Annotated in this window: 26 protein-coding genes; 18 read left to right on the top strand and 8 right to left on the bottom strand. The window is 74.5% G+C overall.

The genetic code is table 11. The annotated features are described in order from the left end of the window. Positions 1-6 precede the first annotated feature (6 nt). Both tgmB and NX794_RS26860 read left to right on the top strand, forming a co-directional pair. Positions 7-990 carry an ATP-grasp ribosomal peptide maturase gene (gene tgmB, locus NX794_RS26865; RefSeq protein ID WP_258781616.1) on the top strand — a complete coding sequence of 328 codons (984 nt, stop codon included), beginning with the start codon at positions 7-9 and terminating at the stop codon, positions 988-990. 79 nt (positions 991-1,069) lie between these two features. Continuing rightward, the gene (locus NX794_RS26860) at positions 1,070-1,969 is read left to right on the top strand and encodes a Gfo/Idh/MocA family protein (RefSeq protein WP_258781614.1); all 900 of its coding nucleotides are present in this window, start codon (positions 1,070-1,072) and stop codon (positions 1,967-1,969) included. On the opposite strand, the gene NX794_RS26855 is transcribed toward NX794_RS26860, so the two are convergent. Continuing rightward, positions 1,945-2,820 (bottom strand): GNAT family N-acetyltransferase, encoded by an 876-nt coding sequence (locus NX794_RS26855; RefSeq protein WP_258781613.1) that lies wholly within the window; start codon positions 2,818-2,820, stop codon positions 1,945-1,947. The two genes, NX794_RS26860 and NX794_RS26855, sit on opposite strands and share 25 nt — an antisense overlap. A 136-nt stretch (positions 2,821-2,956) precedes the next feature. Here NX794_RS26855 and NX794_RS26850 point away from each other — a divergent pair, with 136 nt between their 5' ends. Further along, a complete protein-coding gene (locus NX794_RS26850; RefSeq protein WP_258781612.1) occupies positions 2,957-4,063 on the top strand; it encodes a PP2C family protein-serine/threonine phosphatase in 1,107 nt (368 codons plus the stop codon). Positions 4,064-4,236: 173 nt separating this feature from the next. After that, the gene (locus NX794_RS26845) at positions 4,237-4,704 is read left to right on the top strand and encodes a hypothetical protein (RefSeq protein ID WP_258781610.1); all 468 of its coding nucleotides are present in this window, start codon (positions 4,237-4,239) and stop codon (positions 4,702-4,704) included. Between the two features lie 4 nt (positions 4,705-4,708). On the opposite strand, the gene NX794_RS26840 is transcribed toward NX794_RS26845, so the two are convergent. Beyond that, the gene (locus NX794_RS26840) at positions 4,709-4,900 is read right to left on the bottom strand and encodes a hypothetical protein (protein ID WP_258781609.1); all 192 of its coding nucleotides are present in this window, start codon (positions 4,898-4,900) and stop codon (positions 4,709-4,711) included. A 236-nt stretch (positions 4,901-5,136) separates the two neighbouring features. On the opposite strand from NX794_RS26840, the gene NX794_RS26835 reads away from it, so the two are divergent. After that, complete coding sequence (locus NX794_RS26835; protein ID WP_258781608.1) at positions 5,137-6,372, top strand: serine hydrolase domain-containing protein; 1,236 nt, start codon at positions 5,137-5,139, stop codon at positions 6,370-6,372. Positions 6,373-6,512: 140 nt separating this feature from the next. Here NX794_RS26835 and NX794_RS26830 read toward each other — a convergent pair whose 3' ends face one another. Beyond that, positions 6,513-8,048 (bottom strand): helix-turn-helix domain-containing protein, encoded by a 1,536-nt coding sequence (locus tag NX794_RS26830; RefSeq protein WP_258781607.1) that lies wholly within the window; start codon positions 8,046-8,048, stop codon positions 6,513-6,515. A 305-nt stretch (positions 8,049-8,353) separates the two neighbouring features. On the opposite strand from NX794_RS26830, the gene NX794_RS26825 reads away from it, so the two are divergent. The 3 genes from NX794_RS26825 to NX794_RS26815 all read left to right on the top strand — a co-directional run bounded on the left by NX794_RS26825 (position 8,354) and on the right by NX794_RS26815 (position 11,285). Next, positions 8,354-8,974, top strand: a complete 621-nt coding sequence (locus tag NX794_RS26825; RefSeq protein WP_258781606.1) for an L-threonylcarbamoyladenylate synthase — start codon at positions 8,354-8,356, stop codon at positions 8,972-8,974. A gap of 152 nt (positions 8,975-9,126) precedes the next feature. Next, positions 9,127-9,882, top strand: coding sequence for a dienelactone hydrolase family protein (locus tag NX794_RS26820; RefSeq protein WP_258781605.1), 756 nt, complete (start codon positions 9,127-9,129; stop codon positions 9,880-9,882). Between the two features lie 203 nt (positions 9,883-10,085). After that, on the top strand, positions 10,086-11,285 hold the full coding sequence (locus tag NX794_RS26815; protein ID WP_258781604.1) for a beta-1,3-glucanase family protein: 1,200 nt from the start codon (positions 10,086-10,088) through the stop codon (positions 11,283-11,285). 64 nt (positions 11,286-11,349) lie between these two features. On the opposite strand, the gene NX794_RS26810 is transcribed toward NX794_RS26815, so the two are convergent. After that, positions 11,350-13,770 (bottom strand): M4 family metallopeptidase, encoded by a 2,421-nt coding sequence (locus tag NX794_RS26810; RefSeq protein WP_428985963.1) that lies wholly within the window; start codon positions 13,768-13,770, stop codon positions 11,350-11,352. A gap of 608 nt (positions 13,771-14,378) precedes the next feature. Then, positions 14,379-15,395: a DUF3566 domain-containing protein gene (locus NX794_RS26805; RefSeq protein WP_258781603.1), complete on the bottom strand. Its 1,017-nt coding sequence runs from the start codon at positions 15,393-15,395 to the stop codon at positions 14,379-14,381. A gap of 304 nt (positions 15,396-15,699) precedes the next feature. Between NX794_RS26805 and NX794_RS26800 the strand changes: the two genes are divergently transcribed. The 3 genes from NX794_RS26800 (at position 15,700) to NX794_RS26790 (ending at position 19,734) form a co-directional block, all read left to right on the top strand. After that, positions 15,700-16,977: a low temperature requirement protein A gene (locus NX794_RS26800; protein ID WP_258781602.1), complete on the top strand. Its 1,278-nt coding sequence runs from the start codon at positions 15,700-15,702 to the stop codon at positions 16,975-16,977. Between the two features lie 125 nt (positions 16,978-17,102). Continuing rightward, positions 17,103-18,617, top strand: a complete 1,515-nt coding sequence (locus NX794_RS26795) for a metallophosphoesterase family protein (protein ID WP_258781601.1) — start codon at positions 17,103-17,105, stop codon at positions 18,615-18,617. Positions 18,618-18,684: 67 nt separating this feature from the next. Further along, on the top strand, positions 18,685-19,734 hold the full coding sequence (locus NX794_RS26790; RefSeq protein WP_258781600.1) for an LLM class flavin-dependent oxidoreductase: 1,050 nt from the start codon (positions 18,685-18,687) through the stop codon (positions 19,732-19,734). Positions 19,735-19,738: 4 nt separating this feature from the next. Here NX794_RS26790 and NX794_RS26785 read toward each other — a convergent pair whose 3' ends face one another. Further along, positions 19,739-20,713 (bottom strand): TauD/TfdA dioxygenase family protein, encoded by a 975-nt coding sequence (locus NX794_RS26785; RefSeq protein WP_258781598.1) that lies wholly within the window; start codon positions 20,711-20,713, stop codon positions 19,739-19,741. A gap of 186 nt (positions 20,714-20,899) precedes the next feature. On the opposite strand from NX794_RS26785, the gene NX794_RS26780 reads away from it, so the two are divergent. The 4 genes from NX794_RS26780 (at position 20,900) to NX794_RS35940 (ending at position 22,419) form a co-directional block, all read left to right on the top strand. Continuing rightward, positions 20,900-21,514 (top strand): DNA polymerase ligase N-terminal domain-containing protein, encoded by a 615-nt coding sequence (locus NX794_RS26780; protein WP_258781596.1) that lies wholly within the window; start codon positions 20,900-20,902, stop codon positions 21,512-21,514. A gap of 6 nt (positions 21,515-21,520) precedes the next feature. Then, on the top strand, positions 21,521-21,835 hold the full coding sequence (locus NX794_RS35950) for an ATP-dependent DNA ligase (RefSeq protein ID WP_309506028.1): 315 nt from the start codon (positions 21,521-21,523) through the stop codon (positions 21,833-21,835). Then, complete coding sequence (locus NX794_RS35945; protein WP_309506027.1) at positions 21,826-21,996, top strand: hypothetical protein; 171 nt, start codon at positions 21,826-21,828, stop codon at positions 21,994-21,996. Before NX794_RS35950 ends, NX794_RS35945 begins: the two co-directional genes overlap by 10 nt. Before the next feature lie 75 nt (positions 21,997-22,071). Further along, entirely contained in the window at positions 22,072-22,419 is a 348-nt protein-coding gene (locus tag NX794_RS35940; RefSeq protein WP_309506026.1) for an ATP dependent DNA ligase, read from the top strand. Between the two features lie 72 nt (positions 22,420-22,491). Here the strand turns inward: NX794_RS35940 and NX794_RS26770 are convergent, their stop codons facing one another. Beyond that, the gene (locus NX794_RS26770; protein WP_258781594.1) at positions 22,492-22,962 is read right to left on the bottom strand and encodes a peroxiredoxin; all 471 of its coding nucleotides are present in this window, start codon (positions 22,960-22,962) and stop codon (positions 22,492-22,494) included. Continuing rightward, positions 22,959-23,339 (bottom strand): DoxX family protein, encoded by a 381-nt coding sequence (locus tag NX794_RS26765; RefSeq protein ID WP_258781593.1) that lies wholly within the window; start codon positions 23,337-23,339, stop codon positions 22,959-22,961. The genes NX794_RS26770 and NX794_RS26765 overlap by 4 nt, the downstream gene beginning before the upstream one ends. 279 nt (positions 23,340-23,618) lie before the next feature. On the opposite strand from NX794_RS26765, the gene NX794_RS26760 reads away from it, so the two are divergent. From NX794_RS26760 to NX794_RS26750, 3 genes are all read left to right on the top strand, one after another. Beyond that, positions 23,619-24,140 carry an SH3 domain-containing protein gene (locus NX794_RS26760; RefSeq protein ID WP_258781592.1) on the top strand — a complete coding sequence of 174 codons (522 nt, stop codon included), beginning with the start codon at positions 23,619-23,621 and terminating at the stop codon, positions 24,138-24,140. 187 nt (positions 24,141-24,327) lie between these two features. Further along, positions 24,328-25,098 carry an XRE family transcriptional regulator gene (locus tag NX794_RS26755; protein ID WP_258781591.1) on the top strand — a complete coding sequence of 257 codons (771 nt, stop codon included), beginning with the start codon at positions 24,328-24,330 and terminating at the stop codon, positions 25,096-25,098. Positions 25,099-25,146: 48 nt separating this feature from the next. Then, on the top strand, positions 25,147-25,362 hold the full coding sequence (locus NX794_RS26750; protein WP_258781590.1) for a hypothetical protein: 216 nt from the start codon (positions 25,147-25,149) through the stop codon (positions 25,360-25,362). Positions 25,363-25,513: the final 151 nt, after the last annotated feature.

Genomic DNA, 25,513 nt, shown 5'->3' with positions numbered 1-25,513 from the left:
GAGACGATGACCGTGCTCATCCTGACCAGTGAAGAGGACGTGACGGCGGACATGGTGGTCCTCCGGCTGCGCGAGGCCGGCGTGCCCGTCGTCCGGCTCGATCCCGCCGACCTGACGAACGGGGTGGCGCTGTCGGGTGAGTACGTGCGGGGCGCCTGCCGCGGACACCTGTCCGTCGGCGGGCGCCTGGTGAGCATGAGCGGCCTGCGCTCCGTCTGGGTGCGCAGACCCGGCGTGCCGGCCGCCCGCGCGGCGCACCCGTCCGCCTGGCTGACGGAGGAGTCCGCGCAGGCCCTGTACGGCATGCTGCGGGCCACCGGGGCCCGCTGGATGAACCATCCGGACGCCGCCCGCCGCGCCCGGCACAAGCCCTGGCAGCTGCACCTCGCGCAGCAGGTCGGGCTGGCGGTACCGGCCACCCTGATCACAACGTTCCCGCAGGCGGCGCGGGAGTTCGCGGAGCGCTTCCCGGACCTGGTGGTCAAGCCGGTGTCCGGCGCGCATCCCCAGGAGCCGCCGCGCGCGGTGCCGACCAGCCGGGTCGCGCCGGACGCCGACTTCTCGACGGTGGCCTTCGGACCGACGCTGCTGCAGCGGCGGGTGGCCAAGCGGGCGGACATCCGGCTGACCGCGGTCGGCGACACCCTGCTGGCCGCGCGCATGCCCGTCGCCCCGGACGCCCATCCGGACGAGGTGGACGTCCGGTTCGCCCCGGCGTCCTCCCCCTGGGCGCCCGTGGACGTGCCCCCGCGGGTCGCCGAGGGCGTCTCGCGCTATCTGCGGGAGGCGGAACTAGCCTACGGCGCCTTCGACTTCGCCGAGGACGCCGACGGGATCTGGTGGTTCCTGGAATGCAACCAGTCCGGTCAGTTCGGGTTCGTGGAGATGGACACCGGGCAGCCGATCGCCGCGACCATCGCCCGGTGGCTCGCCGGTGCCGGGGAGCCGGGCCACGCGGGCGCGGACGCCGACCGGAGCACGGCATCATGAGCACGCGGCGACGGCCCGGCGAGCGGGACGCGAATAGCGCCAGGCACCCGAGATACGCGAGGAACGCGAGGAACACAGCATGCGCATAGGACTGCTGGGCACGGGCCCCTGGGCGCGGGCGGCGTACGCCCCCGCCCTCGCCGGGCACACCGGCGTGGAGTTCGCGGGGGTGTGGGGGCGCCGGCCGGAGGCGGCGGACGAGCTGGCGAAGGAGTACGGCGTCACCGCCTACGCCGACGTGGACGCCCTGCTGGCCGACGTGGACGCGGTCGCGGTGGCGCTGCCGCCCGCCGTACAGGGGGAGTTGGCGGTGCGCGCGGCGCGGGCGGGCCGCCATCTGCTGCTGGACAAGCCGCTCGCGCTGACGGTCACCGAGGGGCGGGCGGTCGCGAAGGCGGTGGCAGCGGCGGGGGTGGCCTCGGTGGTGTTCTTCACCGCCCGGTTCCAGCGGGAGCCGGCGGCCTGGATCGAGGAACAGGCCGCGGTGCCGGGCTGGTTCACGGCGCGGGCGCAGTGGCTGGGGGCGGTGTTCACGACCGACAGCCCGTTCGCGGCCTCGCCGTGGCGGCGGGAGAAGGGCGCCCTGTGGGACGTCGGCCCGCACGCCCTGTCGGTGCTGCTGCCGGTGCTCGGCGACGCCCGGCGGGTCGCGGCGGCGGCGCGCGGTCCGGCGGACACCGTGCACCTGGTGCTGGAGCACGCCGGCGGCGCCTCCAGCGCGCTGACGCTGAGCCTGACGGCCCCGGCCGCGGCGGCCGGGGCCGAGGTGGAGCTGCGGGGCGAGGCCGGGGTGTCGGTGCTGCCGGGCAGCTCCGAAGGGGCGGTCCCGGCGCTCGCCCGGGCCGTGGACGCCCTGACGGCGGCCGCCCGTTCGGGCCGTCCGCATCCCTGTGACGCGGCGTTCGGGCTGCGGGTCACCGAGATCCTGTCGGCGGCCGAGGACCTGCTGGTGCCTCAGCCGGTGCGCGCCGCCCAGTAGTTCAGGCGTTCCCGTACGACCGGACAGCCGGCCCCGGCGCAGTGCGCGGCCATCGGGAGGTTGCCCCGGTCGGTGGCGGCGGCGACGGCGCCCAGGCCGGTCAGGAAGTGGGTGCACGCGGCGAGCAGGTCGTAGGCGTACCCGTGGCCCCGGTGCTCGGGCAGCACGCCGATGGACCCGACACACGACCCGGTTGAGTCGCGCGCCGGGACGTGGCCGCCGACCGGGTCTCCCGCGCGGGTGCGGGCGACCTGCCACCACGCGCGCGGCGAAGGCATCCCGCGCAGGACGGCCAGTTCCTCCCGCGCGGCCTGCTCCGCCCCGCCCTCGTCGGTGGCGCGGCGGGCGTGGGTGTCCAGGGTGACGGGGTGGACGCGGCGCAGCAGTCCCAGGAAGGCGGTGTCGTCGGGTTCGGGGCCGAAGCGCAGCCGGCCGGGCCGTGCGGGCAGGCCGTCGCCCGGGGTCCAGCGGTACAGGAAGCGTTCGACCAGCGGCTGGTAGCCGGCCAGGCGTGCGCCCGCGTCGCGGGTCTCGGCGGCGGCCCGCCGCGCCGGGTCCGCGCGCCGGCCGGCGGGCAGGTCGAGTGCGAGTTCGCCGGGCCGCCAGGGCGCGGTCCGCAGGAGTACGGCGCCGGCGTCCTCCTCGCCCTCGGCGACGTCGAGCCAGTTGATCGGCAGCGGCTCGGTGTCCTCGGGCCCGCCCCACCACGCGGCGCGCGCCCCGGGACGGCCGTCGCGCCGGGCGACGCGCTGCCACGCGGGGCGGAAACGGGTGTGGCGGTGCTTCTCGCGGAAGCCCAGCTCAGGCGTGGCACACCCGGGCGACGGGGAGGGGAGAGCGCGCGATGACACTCGGCTCCTTCCGTCGGTCCCGGCGTGCGAGGGGGACGCCCTGTGGTCCGCGCGGCGGCGGTCCAGCGCTTTTCCGCGCCCCCCTCCCGCCTATGGAGGGGAGGCCGGGCCGGGGGCGCGGGCGTAGCGTGGTGCTGTGCGATCGGTGCGCGACCGGGCGTCGCGTGGTCACCCGGAGGATCGCGGCTGGTTGCGGGGCGCGCCGCCGCCGCGGTGGGTGCGGGTGCTGCCCTTGCTGCTGCTCGCCGGGGTGACCACGGCGTCCTTGATCACTCCGCACGCGAGCGATCTCGGTTTCCTGCTCGGGGCGATCCCACCGCTGGCGGTCCTGTCCTACGGCCCGCTGGCGACCGCCGTCCTCGGCGTGGCGGTCGTCGTGGCGCTGAACATCCCCTCCGCCCATCTGAACCGCCCCGGCAACACCGATCTGCTGACCATCGGCTTCGTGGCCGCGCTGAGCGTGTTCGTCTCCTTCGTGCGCAGCCACCGGGACGCCCAGCTCGACACGGAACGGGCCATCGGGGAGGCCGTGCAGCGGGCCGTCATGCCGCCGCTGCCCGAGCGGGTCGGCGGTGTCGGGTGCGCGGGCTTCTACCGGGCCGCGCAGGACGGGACGCTGGTGGGCGGCGACTTCTTCGACGTGCGGGCGGGGCCGTACGGCGTGCGGGCGGTGATGGGGGACGTACAGGGGCACGGGCTCACGGCGATGGCGACGGTGGTGTCGCTGCTGGGGGCGTTCCGGGAGGCCGCGCTGGACGAGGCGGACCTGGCGGCGGTGGCGGCGCGGATGGACCGCCGGCTGTGCGTGGACTCGGCGGCGGTACGGCACGCGGAGCTGTTCGCCACCGGGATGCTGCTGGAGTTCTCGGCCGACGCGCGCTCGGTGCGGGTGGTGGCCTGCGGGCATCCCGCGCCGGTGCTGCTGCGCGCCGGTGCGGCGCTGGAGGTGAGCGTCGTGCCGGGGCCGCCGCTCGGTATCGGGGTGGCCGGGGTCGGTCCGCCGAAGGAGGTCACCGTGCCGCTCGGGCCGGGTGACCGGCTGTTCCTGGCCTCGGACGGCGTGTGGGAGGCCCGGGACGCGGCCGGTGTGTTCTACCCGCTGCCCGAGCGGCTGGCCGCGCTCGGCGGCGCGCCGACCACCCGGCTGCCCGGCGCCGTGTGGGCGGACCTGCTGCGGCTGCGCTACGAGGTCCGGGACGACGCCACCATGCTGGTGCTGGCGCCGGACCCGCCGGCCGCCTGAGCCCACCGGACGGGTGACGCATCCCCCCTGTCCCAACTGACGAACCAGCGCGCGGAGTTCGAACACCCCACCAGAAACGCCAGGCCTCGCCACCCCTTCCGCCAGGTAGAAATATCTACGAGCATGCATATGCCGGGTCGCTGTGCGGGCGCCCGAGGACACCGGAGCGGTGCATGACGAACAGGATGTGGACGCGGGGCGTGGAGTGGCTGGCCGCGGCGGCGGCGGACCCGCGCACCTGCAAATGGGAGTGGGATCACGGGGAGGGCATCGCGCTGCTGGAGGCGGGCCGCTTCTGGGACATGCTGAGCGTGCCCGAGCGGCTGGGACTGCTCACGCTGGACCTGCTGTGGCGGCCCTCGCTGCCGGTGCCGGGGCCGACCCTGGTGGACACGGCGTCGGGCCGGGTCGGATTCTTCCTGCCCCCCGACCCGGCCGAGGGCTGGGTCGGCGCCGGGCTGCGTCATGCCGGCAGGGGCTCCTGGGTCGCCGTACCGCCCCCGTACCGGGCCACGGGATTCCTGGAGTGGCTGGTGCCGCCGGACGGCAACGGCACCCTGCACTCGCCCGGCACCCTGGAGCTGGCGTTGCGGCAGGCCAACGGCACGCTGGCGGTGCTGGCACCGCTGGGCGGGCCGTGACGGATCAGGGGCACTCGGCTTCGGCGCGGGCCCGCCGGGGGCGGCCGGGGAGGGTCAGCTCCAAGCGGTCCGGCCCGGCGGGCACCGTGCGGCCCTGTGCCCGCCACTCCGCGACGAGCCGGGCGTAGATCGGCTCGCGCGTCCGGTCGGTCCGGTCGGTCCGGTCGGTCCGGTCGCCGGGGTCCAAGCGGTTCATGCCCGGGGCAACGCGCGCGAACCGCCGCCGGTACGCCCCGCTCCCCCGGGCTCACCGGGTCGGGTGAGGTCGCCGCCCGAACGGTGCGTCCCACCCGTCGGACAAACCGACCGGTTGGGGCGCGCGCCGCGGGTACCGCCCGGCGGGCGGGGCAGTGCGGACGCTTCTATGCTCGAAGAAGCGGGCTCCGGCGTCCCGTGCACCGCAGGGCCCCGTCCCGCGCTGGGAGTCAGGCCATGCCGCATCGATTCGGGCGTCTGCGCCGGGGGGTTCTGGCCACGCTGGCGGCGGGGACGCTGCTGACACCGCTCGCCGCCCAAACCGCGTCCGTCCCGCCCGCGTTCGCCGCCGAGACGCCCGGTCCCGCCCCCTCCGGGCCGGACGTGCGCGCCCTCACCCCCGAGGTGGCCCGGCAGGTGGACGCCTCGGTCCGGCGGGTGATGCGCGAGGCGAACGTGCCCGGCGTCACCGTGGGCATCAGGACACCGGGCCAGAACAGTCACGTCCGCTCGTTCGGCGTCGCCGACAAGGCGGACGGCCGGAAGATGGCTCCCGACCTGTACATGCGCATCGGCTCCGAGACCAAGACGTTCACCGTCTCCGCCCTGCTGCAACTGGTGGACCAGGGCAAGGCGGCCCTGAACGATCCCATCGGCAGGTACGTCGACGGCGTCCCGAACGGCGACCGCGTCACCCTGCGGGACCTGGCCGGCATGCGCAGCGGGCTGTTCAACTACTCCGAGGACGACGGCTTCTTCAAGGCCCTCACCTCCGATCCGCAACGGTCCTTCACGCCGCGGGAGTTGCTCGGCTACGCGTTCCGGCACCCGGTGATGTCCGCGCCGGGCGCCACCTTCTTCTACTCCAACACCAACCTGATCCTGCTCGGTCTCGTGGTGGAGAAGCTGAGCGGGCAGAGCCTCGCGGACTACGTCCACGACCACATCCTCGGCCCGGCCGGCATGAAGGACACCCTCTTCCCGACGGGCAACGAGTTCCCCAGTCCACACGCGCAGGGCTACACCGACCAGACGGCGAACGGGAAGAGCGCCGACAGCACCGACTGGAACCCGTCCTGGGGCTGGGCGGCCGGGGCGATGATCTCGACCCTGGACGACCTGCGGATCTGGGCGCGCACCGTCGCCACCGGCGAACTGCCCGACGGCAAGCGGATGATCAGCCCCGCCACGCAGAGACAGCGGCTCGTCACGCCGCCGACCACGATCCCGGGCGCCGGGTACGGGCTCGGCATCTTCGACGTCCAGGGCTGGATCGGCCACAACGGCTCACTGCCCGGCTACGAGTCGCTCACCGTCTATCTGCCGGCCACCCGCACCACCCTGGTGGTGCTGCTCAACACGGACACCGCGCACGACGGCACGGAGCCCAGCACCCTGTTCGGGCAGGCGATCACCCGGATCATCTCGCCCCGGCACGTGTTCGACCTGCCGGCCGAACCGGCCGCGCGCTGAGGCATCCGGGAGCCGGAGAAGGAGAGCGCGGGGCCCCGACCGGTCCCCCGTTCCGGTCGTGCCCCGCGCGTACTGCCGAAACTACGCAAGGATCCCGACCCGGGCCAGCGCAGCGGTGCCCGGTGCGGCCGGTACGGCACTCACCCGTGCACGGCCGCGTCCGGTTGGTCCGGGTTCGCCGGGCCCAGCGGAGGTATGGCGAGTTCGCCCGTGATCAGCTGGGCGAGGACGACCTCGTACAGATCGCTGCCGCCGGTCAGCAGGCGGCGCTCCAGGACGGGTTCGGCGGCCCGCACGTGCTCCCGTACGGTCTGGGCGTGCACCCCGCGGGCCAGCGCGGCACGCTCGGCGTTCGCGTCGGCGGCGATCCAGGCGCGCAGTGTGCCGCGCAGGTCGCGGCCGTCCCCGTCGAGCCGGGCCAGCAGTTCCCCGGCCCAGGCGCGCAGCGCGCCGGTGCCGAGCAGGTCCGCGAGCCGTACCGGGTGCGGGGCTCCGGGGCCGTCCGGGTCCGCCGGGCCGTGCGCCGCCTCGGTGTTGAGCGCGAGACGGAGCGCGGCGCGGACGGCCGGCGAGGCGAGGTCGGCGCCGACGAGCACGGCGACCCGGTCCATCCGGGCCCGGACCGTGTTGCGGCTGACGCCGAGCACCTTGGCGGCGCTGACGGCGGTGAACTCCAGGCCGAGCCGGGTGGTGGCGAGCAGTTCGGCGCGCACCTGGTGCGGCAGACCGTCGAGCGGGCGCAGCAGGACGGCCGACCAGGCCCGCAGGGCGGCGGGGTCCATGAGCCGTTCCGGGCGGGTGCGTTCGGCGTAGACGGCGGACCGGGCGGGGTGGAAGCGGGCCACGGCGAGCGCGGTGACGGCCTGCGTGTAGGCGGTGGCGGTCAGGGCGAGGCGCTGGCGGAGGCTGCCGCCGAGGAAGGTCTCCGGCCGGCCCGCGACGAGCGCGCGCAGCCGCTCCCCGACCGCCCGAGCGGGGCCGACCACGATGACGTGCTGGTCCACGGCGGGGCAGCGCACCACGAGCGCGAGCCCCTCGGTGGCCTCCACACAGGCGTCGGCGAACCGGTCGCGCTCGGCGCTCGCGCACTCCACGACGTACACCCGGGCCGTGTCGTCCTCCAGCAGCCCGGGCCACAGCCCGGCGGCGACCCGGCGGGCGGAGACGGTGTCCTCCACCATCAGCAGTTGCAGGATGGCCAGCCGCAGATCGGCCGTGACCCGGCGCAGCCGGCGGCCGGTGGCGGTCAGTTCCCGCTCCCGCAGCAGCAGTTCCAGCACGCCCGCGGTGTGGCCGAGGATCTCGGCGGTGTGCGGGTCGAAGGGTGCGGTGCGGGCCACGGCGAGGACGGCTCCCGCACTCGGGCCCGGCCGGGGGCCGCGGATCGCGGCCAGGCGCAGTCGGCGGGTGCCGTCGTCCAGGGCGGCGGCGGAGATCCGGCCGGCGACGAGATCCGCGACCACGGCCGCGTCCAGGGCCATCGGCTCCCCGGCGAGCAGCGCGCCGTCCGCGTCCTGGAGGCAGACCGCGGCCCCGGTGGCACGGGCCAGCCACGCGATGAGCCGGCCGAGGTCGCGCCCCGCGGGCCGCAGCTGGCCGAGCAGTTCCCGCTCCCAGTCCTCGCCCCCGCCCCGGTGCGCCCGGGGCGCCGCTCCCGCGTCCGTTCGGCCGGCCACGTGCCTTTCCCCTCGTCCGCATATCGATCGGGCATACGCCTCGGGACGCTACCCGACGCGCCCCGGTCCCGGTCCTGTGCCGGGACACGGCTCCGCCGGCGGCCTGGGGGGGATGGGCCGCCGGCGGAGACTGCCGCACCCGGGGCGGGGGGACAGGCCCCGGGTTGCTCAGAGGTCGGTTGCCCCGGATCCGGGGGCGTACACCCAGCGGATTCGCACGGGACGCGTACGAGGCGGCGGGCCGGGCCGTCTCCGGGCGGCGGGCCCCGCGCGTGCGTCGCGCAAGGACAGCATAAGCTCGGTGAATGGCGAAGTACTTCGACGTGCACCCCGAGAACCCGCAGCAGCGCAGCATCGCCCAGATCGCCGACGCGGTCCGCTCGGAGGCACTCATCGCATACCCGACCGACTCCTGCTACGCGCTGGGCTGCCGTCTGGGCAGCCGGGACGGCATGGACCGGATCCGGTCCGTCCGCCGGCTCGACGACCGGCACCACTTCACGCTGATGTGCCGTGACTTCGCCCAGCTCGGCCAGTTCGTCCAGGTGGACAACGACGTCTTCCGGGCCATCAAGGCGGCCACACCAGGCAGTTACACCTTCATCCTCCCGGCGACCCGCGAGGTGCCGCGCAAGCTCTGGCACCCGAAGAAGAAGACGGTGGGCGTGCGCATCCCGGACCATGTGGTGGCCCAGGCACTGCTGGCCGAACTGGGTGAGCCGCTGCTGTCCAGCACGCTGCTGCTGCCGGACGAGGAGGAGCCGATGACGCAGGGCTGGGAGATCAAGGACCGGCTCGACCACGCGCTGGACGCGGTGGTCGACTGCGGCGAGTGCGGTACCGAGCCGACGACCGTCGTGGACTTCTCCGGCGGCGAGGTGGAGATCGTCCGGCGGGGCGCCGGGGACCCCAGCCGCTTCGAGTAGGCCCGCGTGGCCGGTTCCGGCGGGCGCGCCCGCCGGAACCGGCCCGCCCGGTGCGGTGCGGGCGATCTTGCGTGACAGCATGGCCCCAGCCGCGGCGTCGAGGAGGCATCCGCCGCCCGACGCCCGTCCGCCGAGGGAAGGGCCCGCTCACCATGACCGACGTCCAGGGAACCGCAGTCGACATCCCCACCGAGGACGGCGTCGCCGACGCCTACCTCGTCCACCCGGCCGACGGACGGCCCCGGCCGGCCGTGCTGCTCTACCAGGACGCCTACGGCCTGCGTCCGCAGCTGAGGTCGATGGCCGACCGGCTCGCCGCCGCGGGCTACACGGTGCTGGTGCCGAACGTCTTCTACCGGTCCGGCCGCGCCCCGCTCCTCGACCTGCCCGAGTTCATCGACCCGGGCGGCGACCCGACGATCTGGGAGCGGCTCGGCCCGGTCATGTCGGCGCTGACTCCGGACCTGGTCCGGCGGGACGCGGGCGCCTACCTGCGCTGGCTGGCCGACAGTCCGCGGGCGGCCGCCGGGCCGGTGGCGCTGACCGGCTACTGTATGGGCGCCCGGCTCGTGCTGTGGACGGCGGCGGCGTACCCGGACCGGGTCGCGGCGGGGGCCGGGTTCCACGGCGGCAGGCTGGTGACCGACGAGTCGGACAGTCCGCACCTGGGGGCCCCGCGCGTCACCGCGGAGCTGTACTTCGGGCACGCCGACGAGGACCCCTCGCTGACCCCCGAGGACATCGCCCGCTTCGAGGCGGCGCTGACGGACGCCGGGGTGCGGCACACCTGCGAGGTCTATCCGGGCGCCAAGCACGGTTACACGCAGGCGGACACCCCCGCGTACGACCGTGCGGCCGACGAACGGCACTGGGGCGCGCTGCTGGCCCTGCTGGAGCGGACCTTCTGACGTCTGCTGACGTCGTAGCAGGTCAAGCCGGGTCTTCCGCTCGGTCTCCGCCATCCGTCCACGGCGTCCGTCACACGGCGGGCGCCGGACGGATCTCGTCCACATCATTGACATGGACGCATCCCCACACCACCCTGAGAGCGCTCTCACACTAGGTACGGACCACCCGTCCGTACGACCCCGACCCCACACGGAGGTGGAGAGTGCCTCACAGGCTCACGCGCCCCGCGCTGCCCCTGGCGGCCGCGGTGGCCCTGGTCGGCGGAGTGCTCGTGTTCGGCGCGACGGACCGGGCGGATGCCGCCGTACCCGACACCATCACCCTGACGATCACGAACAACTCGGGCCGTTCCGAGCCCGTCCACCTCTACGACCTCGGCACCCAGCTCTCCTCGGGACAGCAGGGCTGGGCCGACGCGGACGGCACCTTCCACGCCTGGCCGGCGGGCGCGAACCCCCCGGCGCCCGCGCCGGACGCGTCGATCCCCGGTCCGGCCGCCGGGCAGACCACGACGATCCGGATACCGAAGTTCTCCGGCCGCATCTACTTCTCCTACGGCAGCAAGCTCGACTTCCGCCTGGCCACCGGTGGACTGGTGCAGCCGGCCGTGCAGAACGCCTCGGACCCCAACCGGGACATCCTGTTCAACTGGTCGGAGTACACGCTCAACGACTCCGGGCTGTGGCTCAACAGCACCCAGGTCGACATGTTCTCGGCGCCGTACGCGGTCGGCGTGCGCGGGGGCGGCGGCACCACCGCGGAGACCGGACACCTGAAGCCCGGCGGGTACACGGGCTTCTTCGACGCGCTGCGCGCCCAGGGCGGCGGCTGGGGCGGTCTGATCCAGACACGCTCCGACGGTACGGTGCTGCGCGCGCTGTCCCCGCTGTACGGCGTGGAGACCGGGGCGCTGCCGGCCGGCGCGATGGACGACTACGTGAACCGGGTCTGGCAGAAGTACACGACGTCGACGCTGACCGTGACGCCGTTCGCCGACAAGCCGGACACCAAGTACTTCGGGCGGGTCTCGGGTGACGTCATGAACTTCACCGACTCCTCCGGTGCCGTCGTCACCAGCTTCCGGAAGCCGGACGCCTCCAGCGTCTTCGGCTGCCACAACCTGCTGGACGCCCCCAACGACCAGGTGCGCGGACCCATCTCCCGCACGCTGTGCGCCGGTTACAACCGCTCGACGCTGCTGACCGACTCCGACCAGCCGGACACCACGCCGGGCGACTTCTACCAGGACGCGGTGACCAACCAGTACGCGCGCGCCATCCACGAGCGGATGGCCGACGGCAAGGCCTACGCGTTCGCCTTCGACGACGTCGGCGACCAGGAGTCGCTGGTGCACGACGGCGACCCGCAGGCGGCGTCCCTGACGCTGGACCCGCTGAACTGAGCCCCGGCACGGCACGGTCCCGTACCCCGGACAGCGGGGTGCGGGACCGCGGTCGTGCGGTGGCTCAGCCGGTGGTGAGGGCGGTGTCGTCCACCACGAAGCTGGTCTGGAGCGAGGAGTCCTCCACGCCGTTGAACTTCAGCGTGACCGTCTGGCCCGCCAGCGAGGACAGGTCGAAGGACTTCTGGCTGTACCCGGAGGCCTTGTTCAGGTTCGAGTAGGTCGCCAGGGTCTTCGAACCGGCGGTCACCGTCAGCTTGTCGTACTGAGTGCTGGTGGTGGTCTCCGCGCTGTCGATGTGCAGCCAGTAGGTCAGGGTCGCCTTGCAGCCGGCCGGGATCGTCACCGACTGGGACAGGGTGTCGGTGTGCGTGCTGCCGTAGCCGTTCAGCCAGGCCTTGTAGGAGCCGCCGTGGGACGCCTGGCCGCTGTCGGTGGTGATCACGCCGCTGGTCGCGGTCCAGCCGGAACCGCCGGACTCGAAGCCGGGGTTGGCCAGCAGCTGGGTCGCCGAGCAGCCCCCGCCGCCACCGCCGGAGACCGTCCAGGTGAAGGTCGCGGTGCCGGTGGCGCCGGTGGAGTCGGTCACCGTGACGGTGGTGCTCGAACTGCCCGCGGTGGTGGGCGTGCCGGTGATCAGACCGGTGGAGCTGTTGATCGACAGGCCGGCCGGCAGTCCGGTGGCGCTGTAGGTCAGCGAACCGCTGTTGGTGCTGCTCGCCTGGATCTGGAGGCTCACGGCGGTGCCGACGGTCGCGGACTGGCTGCCCGGGTTGGTGACCGTCACGCCACTGCTCGGCGGGTTGATGTGACCGCCGACGGCGATGCCGGCGAAGGCGTTGCCGACGCCCGCGTACTGCGTGGAGTTGGTGCCGTACAGCGCGGCGGCGGCGTTCAGGGCGGCGGTGCGGGCGCCCGCGTAGTTGGTGCTGGACGTCATGTACGTCGTCAGCGCCTTGTACCAGATCTGGAGCGCGGCGTCCCGCCCGATGCCGGTGACCGCGACACCGTCGGCGGTCGGGCTGTTGTAGGTCACGCCGTTGATGACCTTGGTGCCGCTGCCCTCGGACAGCAGGTAGAACATGTGGTTCGCGGGACCGGACGAGTAGTGCACGTCCAGGTTGCCGATCCCGGAGTACCAACTGTCCTTGGACCCGCCGTCCTTGCTCGGCTGGTCCATGTAACGCAGCGGCGTGCCGTCGCCGTTGATGTCGATCTTCTCGCCGATGAGGTAGTCGCCGACGTCGGTGGAGTTGTTGGCGTAGAACTCCACGCCGGTGCCGAAGATGTCGGAGGTCGCCTCGTTGAGGCCGCCGGACTCGCCCGAGTACTCCAGGTTCGCGGTGGCCGCGGTGACGCCGTGACTCATCTCGTGGCCCGCGACGTCGAGCGAGGTCAGCGGGTCGTTGTTGCCGGAGCCGTCGCCGTAGGTCATGCAGAAGCAGCTGTCGTCCCAGAACGCGTTCACGTACGAGTTGCCGTAGTGGGTCCGGGAGTACGCGGCGACGCCGTCGTTGCGGATGCCGCTGCGGCCGAAGGTGTTCTTGTAGAAGTCCCAGGTGGTCGCGGCGCCGTAGTGCGCGTCGGCGCCGGCTGTCGCGGCGTTGGAGGTGGTGCCGTTGCCCCAGGTGTCGCTCGTCTGCGAGAACAGGGTGCCGGTACCGGAGGTGCCGTGGTTGAGGTTGTACGTCTTGTGGCCGCCGCGTGCGCCGTCGGTGAGCGTGTAGTTCGAGCCCGACTGCGTCGTGGTCAGCGAGACCTGGCCGCTGTACTGGGTGTTGCCGACGCCGTTCTTGATCGCCTGGTAGCGGTACAGCTCCGCGCCGCTGGTGGCGTCCGTGATGACGTGCAGCTGGCTGGGCGTGCCGTCGTCCTGGAAGCCGCCGATCACGGTCTCCCAGGCAAGCTTCGGGGTGCCGTCGCCGGCCCAGATCACCTTGCGGGCGCTGTCGGTGGTGGCCTTGTCGGCGTCGAGGGCCTTGGCGGCCTTGAGCGCCTTGGACTCGGCGGCGGACTTGGTGAAGGCGGCGGTGGTGCTCGCGACCTTGATGGTGCGCTTGCCGTTGAAGGTGGTGCTCACGGTTCCCGCGGCCAGGGAGGCGGGCGGGGTGTGCACCACGAGGTCGCCGCCGAGGACGGGGAGGCCGGCGTAGGTGCGCTCGTAACGCGTGTGCACGGTGCCGTCGTTGTCCTTGACGACGTCCTTGACGACCAGCTTCTCCTTGGCACCGAGGCCGAGGGTGCGGGCGGTCGTGGCGGTCTTGTCCTGGGCGCTCTTCACCAGCGCCCGGTGCTGGGCCGGGGAGAGCTTGGCCTCCAGGCCGCCGGAGCGCAGCGAGCCGGGGTGGGAGGCGGCGGGCGTGGCGGTGGCGGGGACCGCCTGCACACCGACGGCGATGAAAGCCGCGGCGGAGACCAGGGCGGCTCCGACGGTGGCCCGCTTGTGACCTCTGTGGGGAAGGGGTCTGTGGGGAAGGGATCTCACTCCGTACTCCTCCTGCTGCGACCGCTGACGGCGGCCGGTGACAGACCGGGCGGACGGGTCCGCCGCCCGGGCGAGCTGAGCTGAGCTGTGCGGGAGCGCGGGGGAAGAGTCGCAGCTTTGACTCGCTCATGTCATGCGAGTGAGGGTCATTCGAGGGTTTTCCCTATGCGGGGTTCCCGCGGAGCGCCGACTGTGGCGACAGCCTGCGGAAACGCCGTACCCGTGCGAGGACTTGGGCACGGGGTGTGCGACGCCGGGCGCGAAGTGGAACGCGGTGGCGTAGGCGGTCGGCTGCGGGCAAGGGGGTGCTCGGAGTGGCGGGGCCGTGCTGAGGAGCGCGAACGCGGGCGCGTCCCTTGCCGGGTGCGGGGAGGGGAGCGCGGACGCGGAAGCTCCGGTCCTGGCCGGCCGACTACGCGTCGAGGGGAGCGTGCCCGGGTCTTCGAGGGGCCCCGGGCGGGTGCACGGGCTCTGTCCGCGCCGGTGACGGAGGGGCGGGCGGCCTCGTCAGATGCCGAAGGGCTTAGGGGCAGGCGGCCTCGTCAGATGCCGAAGGCTTCAGGCCGTCGGCGTCGACGGGCCCGCCGGCCGGGCGGCCCGGGCCCAGGTCACGCCGTGTCGGAGACTTCCGGGGTCGTGTCGAGGCCGTCGCCGGTCCGGCCGTTCGGCGCGTCGGCCGGGCGCCGGGCCGGCGCGGGCCGGGTGCCGCCGCTCCAGGGGACGCGGACCGCGGACAGGCGTCGTACGGCGGACAGGCGTCGTACGGCGGCGACGGCCCAGGGCGGGGTGTGCGCGCGCAGCCGGCGGCGGGCGCGGACACGTGCCCGGACGAGGCGCAGCAGGGCGCGGGCGGCGGCCGGGGTCGGCTCGGACAGGTCGTCGGTCAGGGCCACTTCGACGCCCCCGCTGTAGGGCGCCGACAGGTTGTAGAGGAAGGTGGACAGCGTCGCCAGGCAGGTGCCGAGGACCACTTCCAGGGCGGTCACGGCGGCCCCGACGGCCAGCACGGTGGTCAGCGGTGGCAGGACGTCCGGCGCGGTGAACTGGAGGATGACGCAGACGGCGAGCGTGGTGCAGAGGGCGACGATCCCGAGTCCGGTCAGCAGCAGGAAGCTCATGACCATCGCGGACCAGGGGTCGCCCTCGGCTATGCGCAGCCGTATCGTGCGCGGTCCGGCGGGCGCGGGGTGGACCGCCGGCGCCGGCCGCACGGGGGCACCGGCCGCGGGACCGGTCCGGTTCGCGGACGCCGCGCGCTCCTCAGCCGGCCTGGACGCCCGCGGGTCGGCACGCTTCGCGCGCACCGGGACTCCCTCGGCCGCCCCCGGCGTACGCGGAACTTCCCGCGCCCCCTTCACGAGTGCCGCGCGCTCCGCAGCGGACCCCGACGCGTCCGGGACGTCCCCGGCCCCCTGCGAGGGCTCCGGGCGCCCCCCGGCCCGCCCCGGCGCGGCCGGTGCTTCGTCGTGCCCGGTCTCCGTGGCCGTACGTGCCCGCGTCTGATCGTGGGCCGGCATGAGGCGGGTGGGGCCGTCCTGCGGGGAGTGCGGGGAGACGGCGGCGCCCTGCTTCGGGGTCGCCTGGGTGCGGGCGGTGCCGCGGGTCCTGCGCCTGGCTCGGCTCATGCCTGTCTCCCTGACTGGTCGGCCGGCGGCCTCGGGGCGCCCTCCCGCATCGGACGGGCCCGTTGACCACAGCAGGCGGCCTCCGGGGTCTGCTGGTCCGTGGCACCGACCGTAGGGAGCGCCGACCGCCCACGCACTCCGGGGCGGGCGGGAGACGGGCCGGTGAGACGCGCCGGAAGGCCGCCTCGGCCAAGGCAGGCCGGGCCGCCGGCGGTCGGGCCGCCGGTCCGGGCCGTGCACTCCGAATGGGCGTACGAGTGACGAAGCGGGCGCGCCGGCCCGGGGACGCGGCATGATCCTCCCCATGAGCGCAACCGAACCACGCGGCGGCAGGCTGGCGCACAGCAGAGTGCCCATGACGGGCCGCGACCCGAGACAGCCCGGGCGGGCCTCGACACCGCTGGAGCTGCTGTTCGACCTGACGTTCGTGGTGGCGGTCGGCACCGCCGCGGCGAACTTCGCCGAGCTGATCGCGGAGGGCCGCTTCGGCGCCGCGGTCACGGCGTTCGTGCTGGCCATGTTCGCGATCAGCGTGGCCTGGATCAGCTTCAGCTGGTTCGCGTCGGCCTTCGACACCGACGACTGGCTCTACCGTGCCCTGACGATGCTCCAGATGATCGGCGTCGTGGTGTTCGCCCTCGGGCTGCCCGCGATGTTCCACTCCGTGCGGGAAGGCGGCCACCTGGAACTGCGGGCGATGGTGATCGGGTACGTCGTCATGCGGATCGCGATGCTGGCGCAGTGGCGGCGCGCGTGCCGGGAGTCGCCGGCGTTCCGTGAGGTGGGCGGCGCGCAGATCCGCTGGACCGCGACCGCCCAGGCCGGCTGGCTCGTCGTCGGTTTCGTGGCGCTGCCGCTGCCGGTGGTGTTCGTCGCGTTCGCGCTGCTCGGGGTGCTGGAACTGCTGCTGCCGGTGCTCAGTCAGGGCGGTGCGGGCGGCACCCCGTGGCATCCGCACCATGTCGCCGAGCGGTACAGCCTGTTCGCGATCATCACCCTGGGCGAGGGGGTGGTCGGCACCGTCGCCTCCTCCGGTGACCTGCTGGGCGGGGCCGGCGGGACGCACTGGACGGGAAACGCGGTCGCCGTCGTCGTGGCCGGTGTCGGGCTGACCTTCGGCATGTGGTGGGTGTACTTCGCGACGCCCTTCGGCGAGGTGCTGGTGCACCGCCGTGAGCGCGGCTACCTGTTCGGCTACGGGCACATCCCCGTGTTCATGGGGATCGCGGGCGCCGGGGCCGGGCTGCACGTGGCCGGCCTGAGGCTGGAGCACCACGCGGAGATCGGCGACGTCGCCGTGGTCCTCGCGCTGGCCCTGCCGGTCGGCCTGTTCCTGCTCGTGGTGTACCTGCTGCACACGCTGCTGCTGTCCCGCGCCGACCGGTTCCACCTGCTGCTGATCACCGGCACCCTCGCCGTGCTCGCGCTGGCCGTGCTGCTGTCCGCGGTACATGTCCCGCTCGCGGTCTGCCTGCTCGTGGTCATGCTGGCGCCCTTCGTCACCGTCGTCGGCTACGAGACGGTCGGCCACCGGCACCAGCGGCACCTGCTGGAGGCGCTCGCCGCCCGGGTCACCGGGTGACACCGGGCTCCGTCACCGGCGCACGGCCACCTCGATACCGGTGACAACCGCCCTGCTCACCGGTCGCGTTGGCGTACCCGGACCCGTGCGCCGCGTCCGGCGGGTGCGTTGTTACCGTGCACCGCGTGTCTGAATCCTCTCGTGATACCCCGCAGGGCGCCGGCTGGGGCGCGGCCGAACCCGGCGTCTACCAGCGGTTGTTGCCGGCCCGTGTGGAGAGGCTGTCCTGGCTGGATCCCCGGGTCCTGTGGGCCGCCCGCAACGGCGTGCTGGCGTCCTGGTTCGGTGATCCCACCGGCCGTACCCGGGGGCGGTGGGTCGCGCGCCGGCGGGCCGCCGGGGCGCCCGCCGACAAGGTGGTCGGGCGGGAGGTGCCCGAGCGGTTCTCCTTCCTGGTCGTCGGGGACACGGGCGAGGGCGGCGCCTCCCAGTACGCCGTGGTGCCGGGCCTGTTGAAGGAGGGCCGGGGCACCGAGTTCGCGGTCATCGCGAGCGACGTCATCTACCCGGTGGGCAGCGCGGGCGACTACGGCGACAAGTTCTTCCGGCCGTACCGGGACTACCCGGCGCCGATCTACGCGATACCCGGCAACCACGACTGGTACGAGGACCTCGGCGCCTTCATGCGCGTCTTCTGCGGCGAGACGGCGGAGGGCCGGGAGGACACGCCGTCGGGGCCCCGGCCCCGCCCGCTCGCCCGCGCCTGGTGGCGTGACCTGCTGTGGCACCGGCCCGGTCCGGTGGACGAGCAACGGCTCGCCGCCGCACGGGAGTTGCGGTCGGCGCCGGGCCAACAGGCCGTCCAGCCCGGGCCGTACTGGGCGCTCGACGCCGGTCCGGTGCGGATCGTCGGCATCGACACCGGGCTGCTCGGCACGATCGACGCCGAGCAGGGCGCGTGGCTGTGCGAGGTGTCCCGGGGGCCGAAGCCCAAGATCCTCATCACCGGGTCGCCGCTGTACGTCGACGGGGAGCACCACCCGTGCCCGGTCGAGGGCGGCGGCACGGTGGACGACGTCGTCCGGGACCCGGCGCACCACTACGTGGCCGCGATCGGCGGCGACATCCACAACTACCAGCGCTACCCGGTCGAGGTGGCGGGCCGCACCGTGCAGTACGTGGTCGCGGGCGGCGGCGGGGCGTTCACGCACGCCACCCACACCATCCCGCGGGTGTCCGTCGGGGGCGTCACCGAGCGGGACTTCCGCTGCTACCCGCTGCGCGGCGACTCGCTGGCCTTCTACAGCCGCCTGTACGGCCACCGGCTGCGGCTGCGCCGCTTCTTCACACTGACCGAGGCCGAGGCGACCGCCGTGGTCGCCGAGCGTCTCGGGATCGAGCCGGCCCGCAAGCCGGGCGCCGACGCCCGGGTCACCCGGCGGGTCCGGCTGGTGGCGTCGCTGCTCGGCACCGGCCGCCGCCCCGAGCGGGCCGCCCGGTTCCGGCTGCCGGTCCGCAAGGTCTACACCCAGCTGTTCTCGCCGTCCTCCACCACCTACAGCCCGCCGTTCTTCAAGTGCTTCCTGCGTCTGGACGTGAGCGAGGAGGAGGTCCGGCTGCGCTGCTTCGCGGCGACCGGCAACCGGGCGCAGGAGCTGGCGCCGCCGGTGGAGGACGAGGTGGTCATCCCGCTGAAGTGATCACACGGTTGTCACATTGCCCTGGGAGAATCGGCCGGGAGCCGCCGTACGACCGCTGGAGGAGCCCGTGCCGTCCACCCCCCGCCCGCTGCGCAAGCTGGGCTTCCTGACGATCGGCCTGTTCGACGCGGCGGACCCGGCGCGGGGCCACGAGTCCACGCTGAAGATCATCGAACTGGGCGAGCGGCTCGGCTTCGACAGCGCCTGGCTGCGGCACCGGCACCTCCAGTACGGCATCTCGTCCCCGGTCGCCGTGCTGGCCGCCGCCTCCCAGCGCACCCGCCGTATCGAACTGGGCACCGCGGTGACCCCGCTCGGCTGGGAGAACCCGCTGCGCCTCGCGGAGGACCTGGCGACCGTCGACCTGCTGTCCGGGGGCCGGCTGAACCCGGGTGTCAGCGTGGGGCCGCCGACGCACTTCGATCAGGTCAAGGACGCCCTGTACCCGGACACCGCCGACGCGGAGGACTTCGGGTACGAGCGGGTGCGGCGGCTGCTCGACCTGGTGCGTGGCAAGCCCGCCAGCGACTTCAGCGGGGTCGAGGGCTTCGAGGTGTTCTCGGACGTGGTCCAGCCGCACTCCCCCGGCCTCGGCCGCCGGCTGTGGTACGGCGGCGGCAGCCTGAACTCGGCGCGCTGGGCGGGCGAGCACGGCATGAACCTGCTGACCAGCAGCGTCGTCAAGGTGGAGCAGGACGCCGAGGGGTCGGACGGGCCGCCGGACTTCGCGCGGATCCAGCTGTCCCACATCAGGGAGTTCCGCGCCCGTCACCCCGACGGCGAGGCGGCCCGGGTCTCCCAGGGCCTGGTGGTCATCCCGACCGACTCCGCGAGCCCCGAGCAGCGCGCCCGGTACGCGGAGTACGCGGCCCGGCGGCTGCCCCGCACCACCACCCCGCAGGGTCCGGCGCGGCTGCTGTTCGCGCCGGACCTGGTCGGCACCTCCGAGGAGATCGCCGAGCGGCTGCACGCGCACGCCGCGTTCCGGGAGGTGGACGAGGTGGCGTTCGCGCTGCCGTTCACCTTCGGGCCCGAGGACTACGCGCAGATCCTGACGGACATGGCGACGCGGCTCGGGCCCGCGCTGGGCCGGCGGCCGGCAGCGGCGGCGGGCTGACGGCTCACCAGCGGCCCGGCTCGGTGCCGGTCAGCGCCCGCGACGTCCGGCCGTCCACGCCGACGGGCACGTCCCCGGCGAGCATCACCCGGTGCATGATCCGGGGGTGGCCGAGGTGGGCGTTGTCGCTCGGGGCGAGGTGGATGGTGGCGCGGTTGTCCCAGAAGGCGACGCTGCCGGGCTCCCAGCGGAAGCGGACCGTGTACTCGGGGCGGACCGCCTGCTCCAGCAGCATCTCCAGCAGGGCCGCGCTCTCCGGCCGGGAGACGTCCTCGATCTGCTCCAGGTAGTAGCCGTTGACGGACAGCACCCGTTCCCCGGTCTCGGGATGCACCCGCACCAACGGGTGCACGGACGCCACCTGGTGGTCCAGCAGATGGCGCAGGTAGGCGTCGTCGCCGGGGCGCGGCTGGTAGCCGACGCCGAGCCGGTGCTCGGCACGCAGCCCGTCCACGAAGGCCCGGACCGGCGCCGACAGACCTGCGTAGGCGGCGGCCAGGTTGGCCCAGGTGGTGTCACCGCCGTAGGGCGGGACGGTCTCGGCGCGCAGCACGGTCGCGGCCGGCGGGTCGATCCGGGCGCCGTGGTCGCAGTGCCAGCCGCGCAGCAGGGAGTGCCGGCGCCGGCGCAGCCACTCGTCGTGCTCCATGCCGTACCGGCCGCCCAGTTCCAGCCGGTCGGCGGTGGTCTCCACCTCCGGGAAGCCGTCCGGCGAGGCGCTGCCCCGGCGGCGCAGGACGACCGGTTCGCCGAAGCGGCGGGCGAAGGCCACGTGCGCGGTGTGGTCGAGGCGCTGGCCGCGGAAGAACACCACCTTCCAGCGCAGCACGGCCGCCCGGATCAGGGCCACCACGGCGTCGTCCAGCGGTCCGGCGAGATCCACACCCTCGATCTCGGCCCCGATGTGCCCGGCGACCGGTCTCACCTCCACGCCCTCGACCTCCGGGGTGTCGTTCTCGGTGGCCCTGTGCGTCGTCATACGCGCTCCGATGCTCGTGGTGAACCGGCTCCGGGAAGATCGTGACACCTGCCGGCCGGCTCGCGCACCCGCCTGCCCCCGGTACGGGCCGGGCACGGCACCTCTGAGCTGGACGCGATCCCGGGCTGACCGGCGCCGCGCGGGGTACCCGGGGCGCCCGAGAGGCACGCACGGAAGGAGCCGCAGGTGGCAGCGGAGGAGGACCGGCTGCGGACGTACCGCGGCAAGCGCGACTTCGAGCGGACCCGGGAACCGTCGGGCGGCGCGGCCGGTGAGGGGAGTGCCGGGCCGCGGTTCGTGGTGCAGATCCACGACGCCCGCCGGATGCACTTCGACTTCCGGCTCCAGGTCGGCGACGTGCTGAAGTCCTGGTCGGTTCCCAAGGGGCCGTCCGGCGATCCCGGCGACAAGCGGCTGGCGGTGCCGACGGAGGACCATCCGCTGGACTACGAGAACTTCGAGGGCGTGATCCCGAAGGGCGAGTACGGCGGCGGCACCGTGATCGTGTGGGACCGGGGCACGTACGAGCCGCTGAGCCACGACCGGCGGGGCCGCGCCGTGGACTTCGCCGAGTCGCTGGAGCGCGGGCACGCCACGTTCCGGCTGCGCGGCACGAAGCTGCACGGCGAGTACGCCCTCACCCGGTTCCGCGGCGGCGCGGACGAGGAGGAGGCCTGGCTGCTGGTGCACAAGGGCCCGGCACGCGGCGGGGAGCACGGCACGCCCGATCCCCGGCGGGCCCGCTCGGTGCGCACCGGCCGCACCCTCGCGCAGGTGGCGGCGGCCGACGGACGGGAGTGAGCGCCGGTGACCGCCCTGCCCGAGGAGCGGCGACGGCTGCTGCGGCCGGCGCCGCCGGGTGCCGAAGTGGCCGCCTCCCCGATGCTCGCCACCCTCAGCGACCGGCGCGAGTTCGACGACGGCCGGCTGTTCGAACGGAAGCTGGACGGGGTCCGGCTGCCGGCGGTCCGCGAGGGTGGGACGGTCCGGCTGCTCTCCCGCACCGGTCAGCGGCTGGATGCCGCCTGTCGGGAGATCGTGGCGTCGCTCGCCGCCCAGGAGTGCCCGGACTTCACGGTGGACGGCGAGGTCGCCGCCTTCTCGGGCGGCGTATGGGCCTGACCCGGCCGAAGGACATCGAGGCGTCCGGAGTGGCGGTCACCTCGGGTGAGACTCATACGCCGCTGCAACTGACGCTCTCCTGCCGCGCGCCGCTGCGGCTGACCCCGCACCGCAACGCGGGCGGCGCCGAGCTGCCGGCCGATGCCTGTGGCCGGGGCTGATCGCCCAGCGGGCCGAACCACACGCGCAGGTCGCCGGAGTGGCTGAAGCTCAAGTGCGAGCAGGGGCAGGAGTTCGTGATCGGCGGCTTCACCGAACCGGCGGGCAGCCGGGTCGGCCTGGGTGCGCTGCCGCTCGGCCACGACGAGGACGGCCGGCTGCGGTACGCGGGCAAGGTCGGCACCGGCTTCGACCGGCGCACCCTGCTCGCGCTGCGCGAGCGGCTGGAGGGCGCCCGCCGGACCGGCTCGCCGTTCACCGGCGCGGTACGGGAGGCGCGGGGCCGGCGGGTGGAGCCGGAGCTGGTCGCGCAGATCGCGTTCACCGAGTGGACCCGGGACGGCATGCTGCGCCATCCCCGGTCCCTCGGACTGCGCACGGACAAGAAGCCGCGCGAGGTGGCACGGGAGCGCCCGGCCGGCTGAGCCCGCAGCACCCTGTTCCGGCCCCGGCCCGGCAAGGCCGCTGTCCGCCCCGGCGGGCGGGAGCCACAGCCGCTATCCGCCCCGGTGGGCGCGGAGGGCGGCGAGGGCCCGGTCGGCGTGGGTGTTCATGCGCAGTTCGCTGCGGACGACCTCCAGTACCGTGCGGTCCTCGGCGATGACGAAGGTGGCGCGCCGGGTGGGGGCGAGGGCGAAGCCGCGCCGGACGCCGAACCGCGCGCGGACCGTGCCGTCGGGGTCGGAGAGCAGCGGCATGCCGAGCGCGTGCTTCCCGGCGAACTCGGCCTGCCGGTCGACGCCGTCCCCGCTGACGCCCACGGGGCGGGCGCCCGCCGCGGCGAACTCGGCGGCCAGGTCCCGGAAGTGGCAGGCCTCGGCGGTGCAGCCGGGGCTGAGGGCGGCGGGGTAGAAGAAGAGCACGACCGGCCCGTCGGCGAGCAGGTCGGACAGCCGGCGCTCGATGCCCGTCTCGTCGGGGAGCGCGAAGTCCTCGACCAGGTCACCGGTCTCGACGGAGTCCTTCACGGCCGGCCCTCCCCGCTCCGGGCGACCGAGCGGGCCCACAGCACCAGCGGCACCTGGAGGGGCAGCCGCGCCAGGGCGGCCGTCCGCTGCGGCGCGGGCCGGTGCCGCCAGTCCACGGCCATCTGCACGTTGGCCGGGAACACGCCGACGAAGAAGGCCGCCGCCGCCTTCGCGGCGAGCGCGCGGGTCCGGGGCGCGGCGATCCCGGCGGCCAGCGCCAGCTCCACGACCCCGCTGCCGTGGGTCCACGTCCGGGGCGAGCCCGGCAGCAGCCGGGGGATGGTGGCGTCGAACTGCCGCGGGGCGGCGAAGTGCACGACGCCGGCGGCGGCCAGCAGGCCGGCGAGCAGCAGGGGTGAGCGTTCGGACCGGGGCACGGTTCCTCCTCTGGTGACCTGCCGCCGGATATTACTCGACGGTAAGCACGGGGGTCGCCGTTCCCCGCCAGTGTTCCCCGCCGGTGTTCCAAGCCGCGGGACGGCACGGCACAGCCGCGTGGACGGCCAGGTGGGCGGCCCGGTGGCCGCCGCGGGCGTCCCGGGGGACGTCCCGGCCGTCCCCCGGGACGCGGGGACGGCATCGCGGGGGCCGGCCACGGCAACGCTGGGTGTCGTGATCACCACTCGTGGTCACGAGAACGACAGGCGGAGGTTTCCATGATCCGACGGACTCTCAAGGGCGGCCTGCTGGCCGCGGTCGCGGTACTCGCGATCCTGCCGACGGCGGCCGGAGCCGCTCCGGCGAACGCCGCGACCGCACGCCCCGCCGCCACGGCCACCGTGCGGCACCACCACACCCACCACCGGGCCCACCACCACCGCGGGCGCGTCACGCACCGCACCCACCACCGGGCGCGCCACCTGTCCCTGCCGCGCGCGGTCTACGGCACCGCCGCCCTCGGCACGCCGTACCGGACCGCCGCGCTCGCCACTCCGGCCCGCCGCACCCCGGCCCTAGGCCGGGTCGTCACGCGCGGCGCCCGGCTCAACGTCCGCTCGGGACCGGGCACCGGCTACCGGGTGGTCGGGTACCGCTCCGCGCACCGGCTGGTGGGCCTCACCTGCCGGACCCGCGGCTCCGCGGTGTACGGCAACCACGTCTGGTACCGCCTCCCCCACCACCGGGGTTACGTCTCCGCCCACTACGTCCGCGCGAACCGGGCCCTGCCCTGGTGCTGACGCTCCGTCACCGTCCTATCCCCTGACACCGAAGGCCCGTTCGGCGACCCCGAACGGGCCTTCGGGCGTGCGTTCACCTCACCCACCTCGGGCCTCCCGGGGGGTTCCAGGCGCCCCGGGAGCGGGAAGCCATTCCGGCAACAGGGGCGAAATGGCCCATAGCGGAATGGGAGTCGAGGAACGCAGGATGCACCACCCCGGAGCGTCGATCACCCCGGACGGACAACTGCCCGCCGAACTGCGGGAACTGCGGGGCCGTACGGGGCTGAGCCTCGCGGCGCTGGCGGCGCGCACCCCGTACAGCAAGTCCGCCTGGCACCGCTATCTGTCCGGGGCCCAGCGCCCGCCCCGGTCCGCCGTGGAGGCGCTGTGCCGGCTGGCCGGCGCCGAACCCGGGGCCGTACTGGCCCTGTGGGACGCCGACGGAGCCCAGCCCCCACCCCCGCCGGACCGGGACCGACGGCGCACCCGGCTCCGGTGGCTCCCGTGGCTCCCGCTGTCGGCGCTGGTGCTAGGCGGCGGTGCCACGGCCCTCGCCGCCGCGCTGGCCGTGTCCCCACGCCCCGGTGCCGTCCCCGCCGCGCAGCACCTGCCGGCGGTGCCCCGCTGCCACCGCCGGTCCTGTCAGGGCGAGTTGCCCGCCGCCTCCGCGTGCGCCCGCGACGCGCAGACCCGCAGCACGGTCGCCGACCGGACCTACACCGTCCGGCTGCGTTACTCACCGGCCTGCGGCACAGTCTGGTCCGAGGTGGGGACGCGCGCCCCCGGACGCCGGGAGGTGTCCGTGCGGGCGGGCCAGGACGTGCTCTCGGCGAGCTATCCGGCCGGCGACACCACCGGTGACAGCAGCCCGATGCTCTCGGTGGCCTCGCCCCGGGGGGTGGAGGCCTGTGCCGAGGTGGGCGGGGAGCTGGCCTGCACGGGCCTGGACGCCGCACCGGACGGCCGGGAGCGGTAGACCCTGAGACTCTGGAGTGAGGAGCACCTTCCCGGCGAGGAGGACGGTATGTCGACGAACCCGGTCGGACGATTCCTGGCGGCCCTGGACCCGGAGCACCGGGACACCGTCGGTGGCAGGCCACGCCAGGAGCAGGAGCGGCTCGCGGCGGCCTGGGAGCGGGAGCTGGCGGCGGACGACGAGCTGGACACCCTGGACGAGCTGTCCCCGCCGGCGGCGGAGGCCGAGGCGGCCCGCCGGGTCCTGGGTCGCGAGAGCGGATAGCCGGTACGGCGGCGAAGGGCGCCCGCCGGTCACCGCCCGGGAGCGGCGGGCGGGACGCCGGCACGGGGGCCGCTCAGGGGGACCGATGGGGGAAAGCGCGGGAGGGGGCGGGGAGCGGGTGAGAACCTTAGCCGGGAACGCCGGACCGCCC

Source organism: Streptomyces pyxinicus (assembly GCF_024753135.1).
Taxonomy (GTDB): domain Bacteria; phylum Actinomycetota; class Actinomycetes; order Streptomycetales; family Streptomycetaceae; genus Streptomyces; species Streptomyces pyxinicus.
This window is presented reverse-complemented; position numbering and strand designations above follow the sequence as displayed.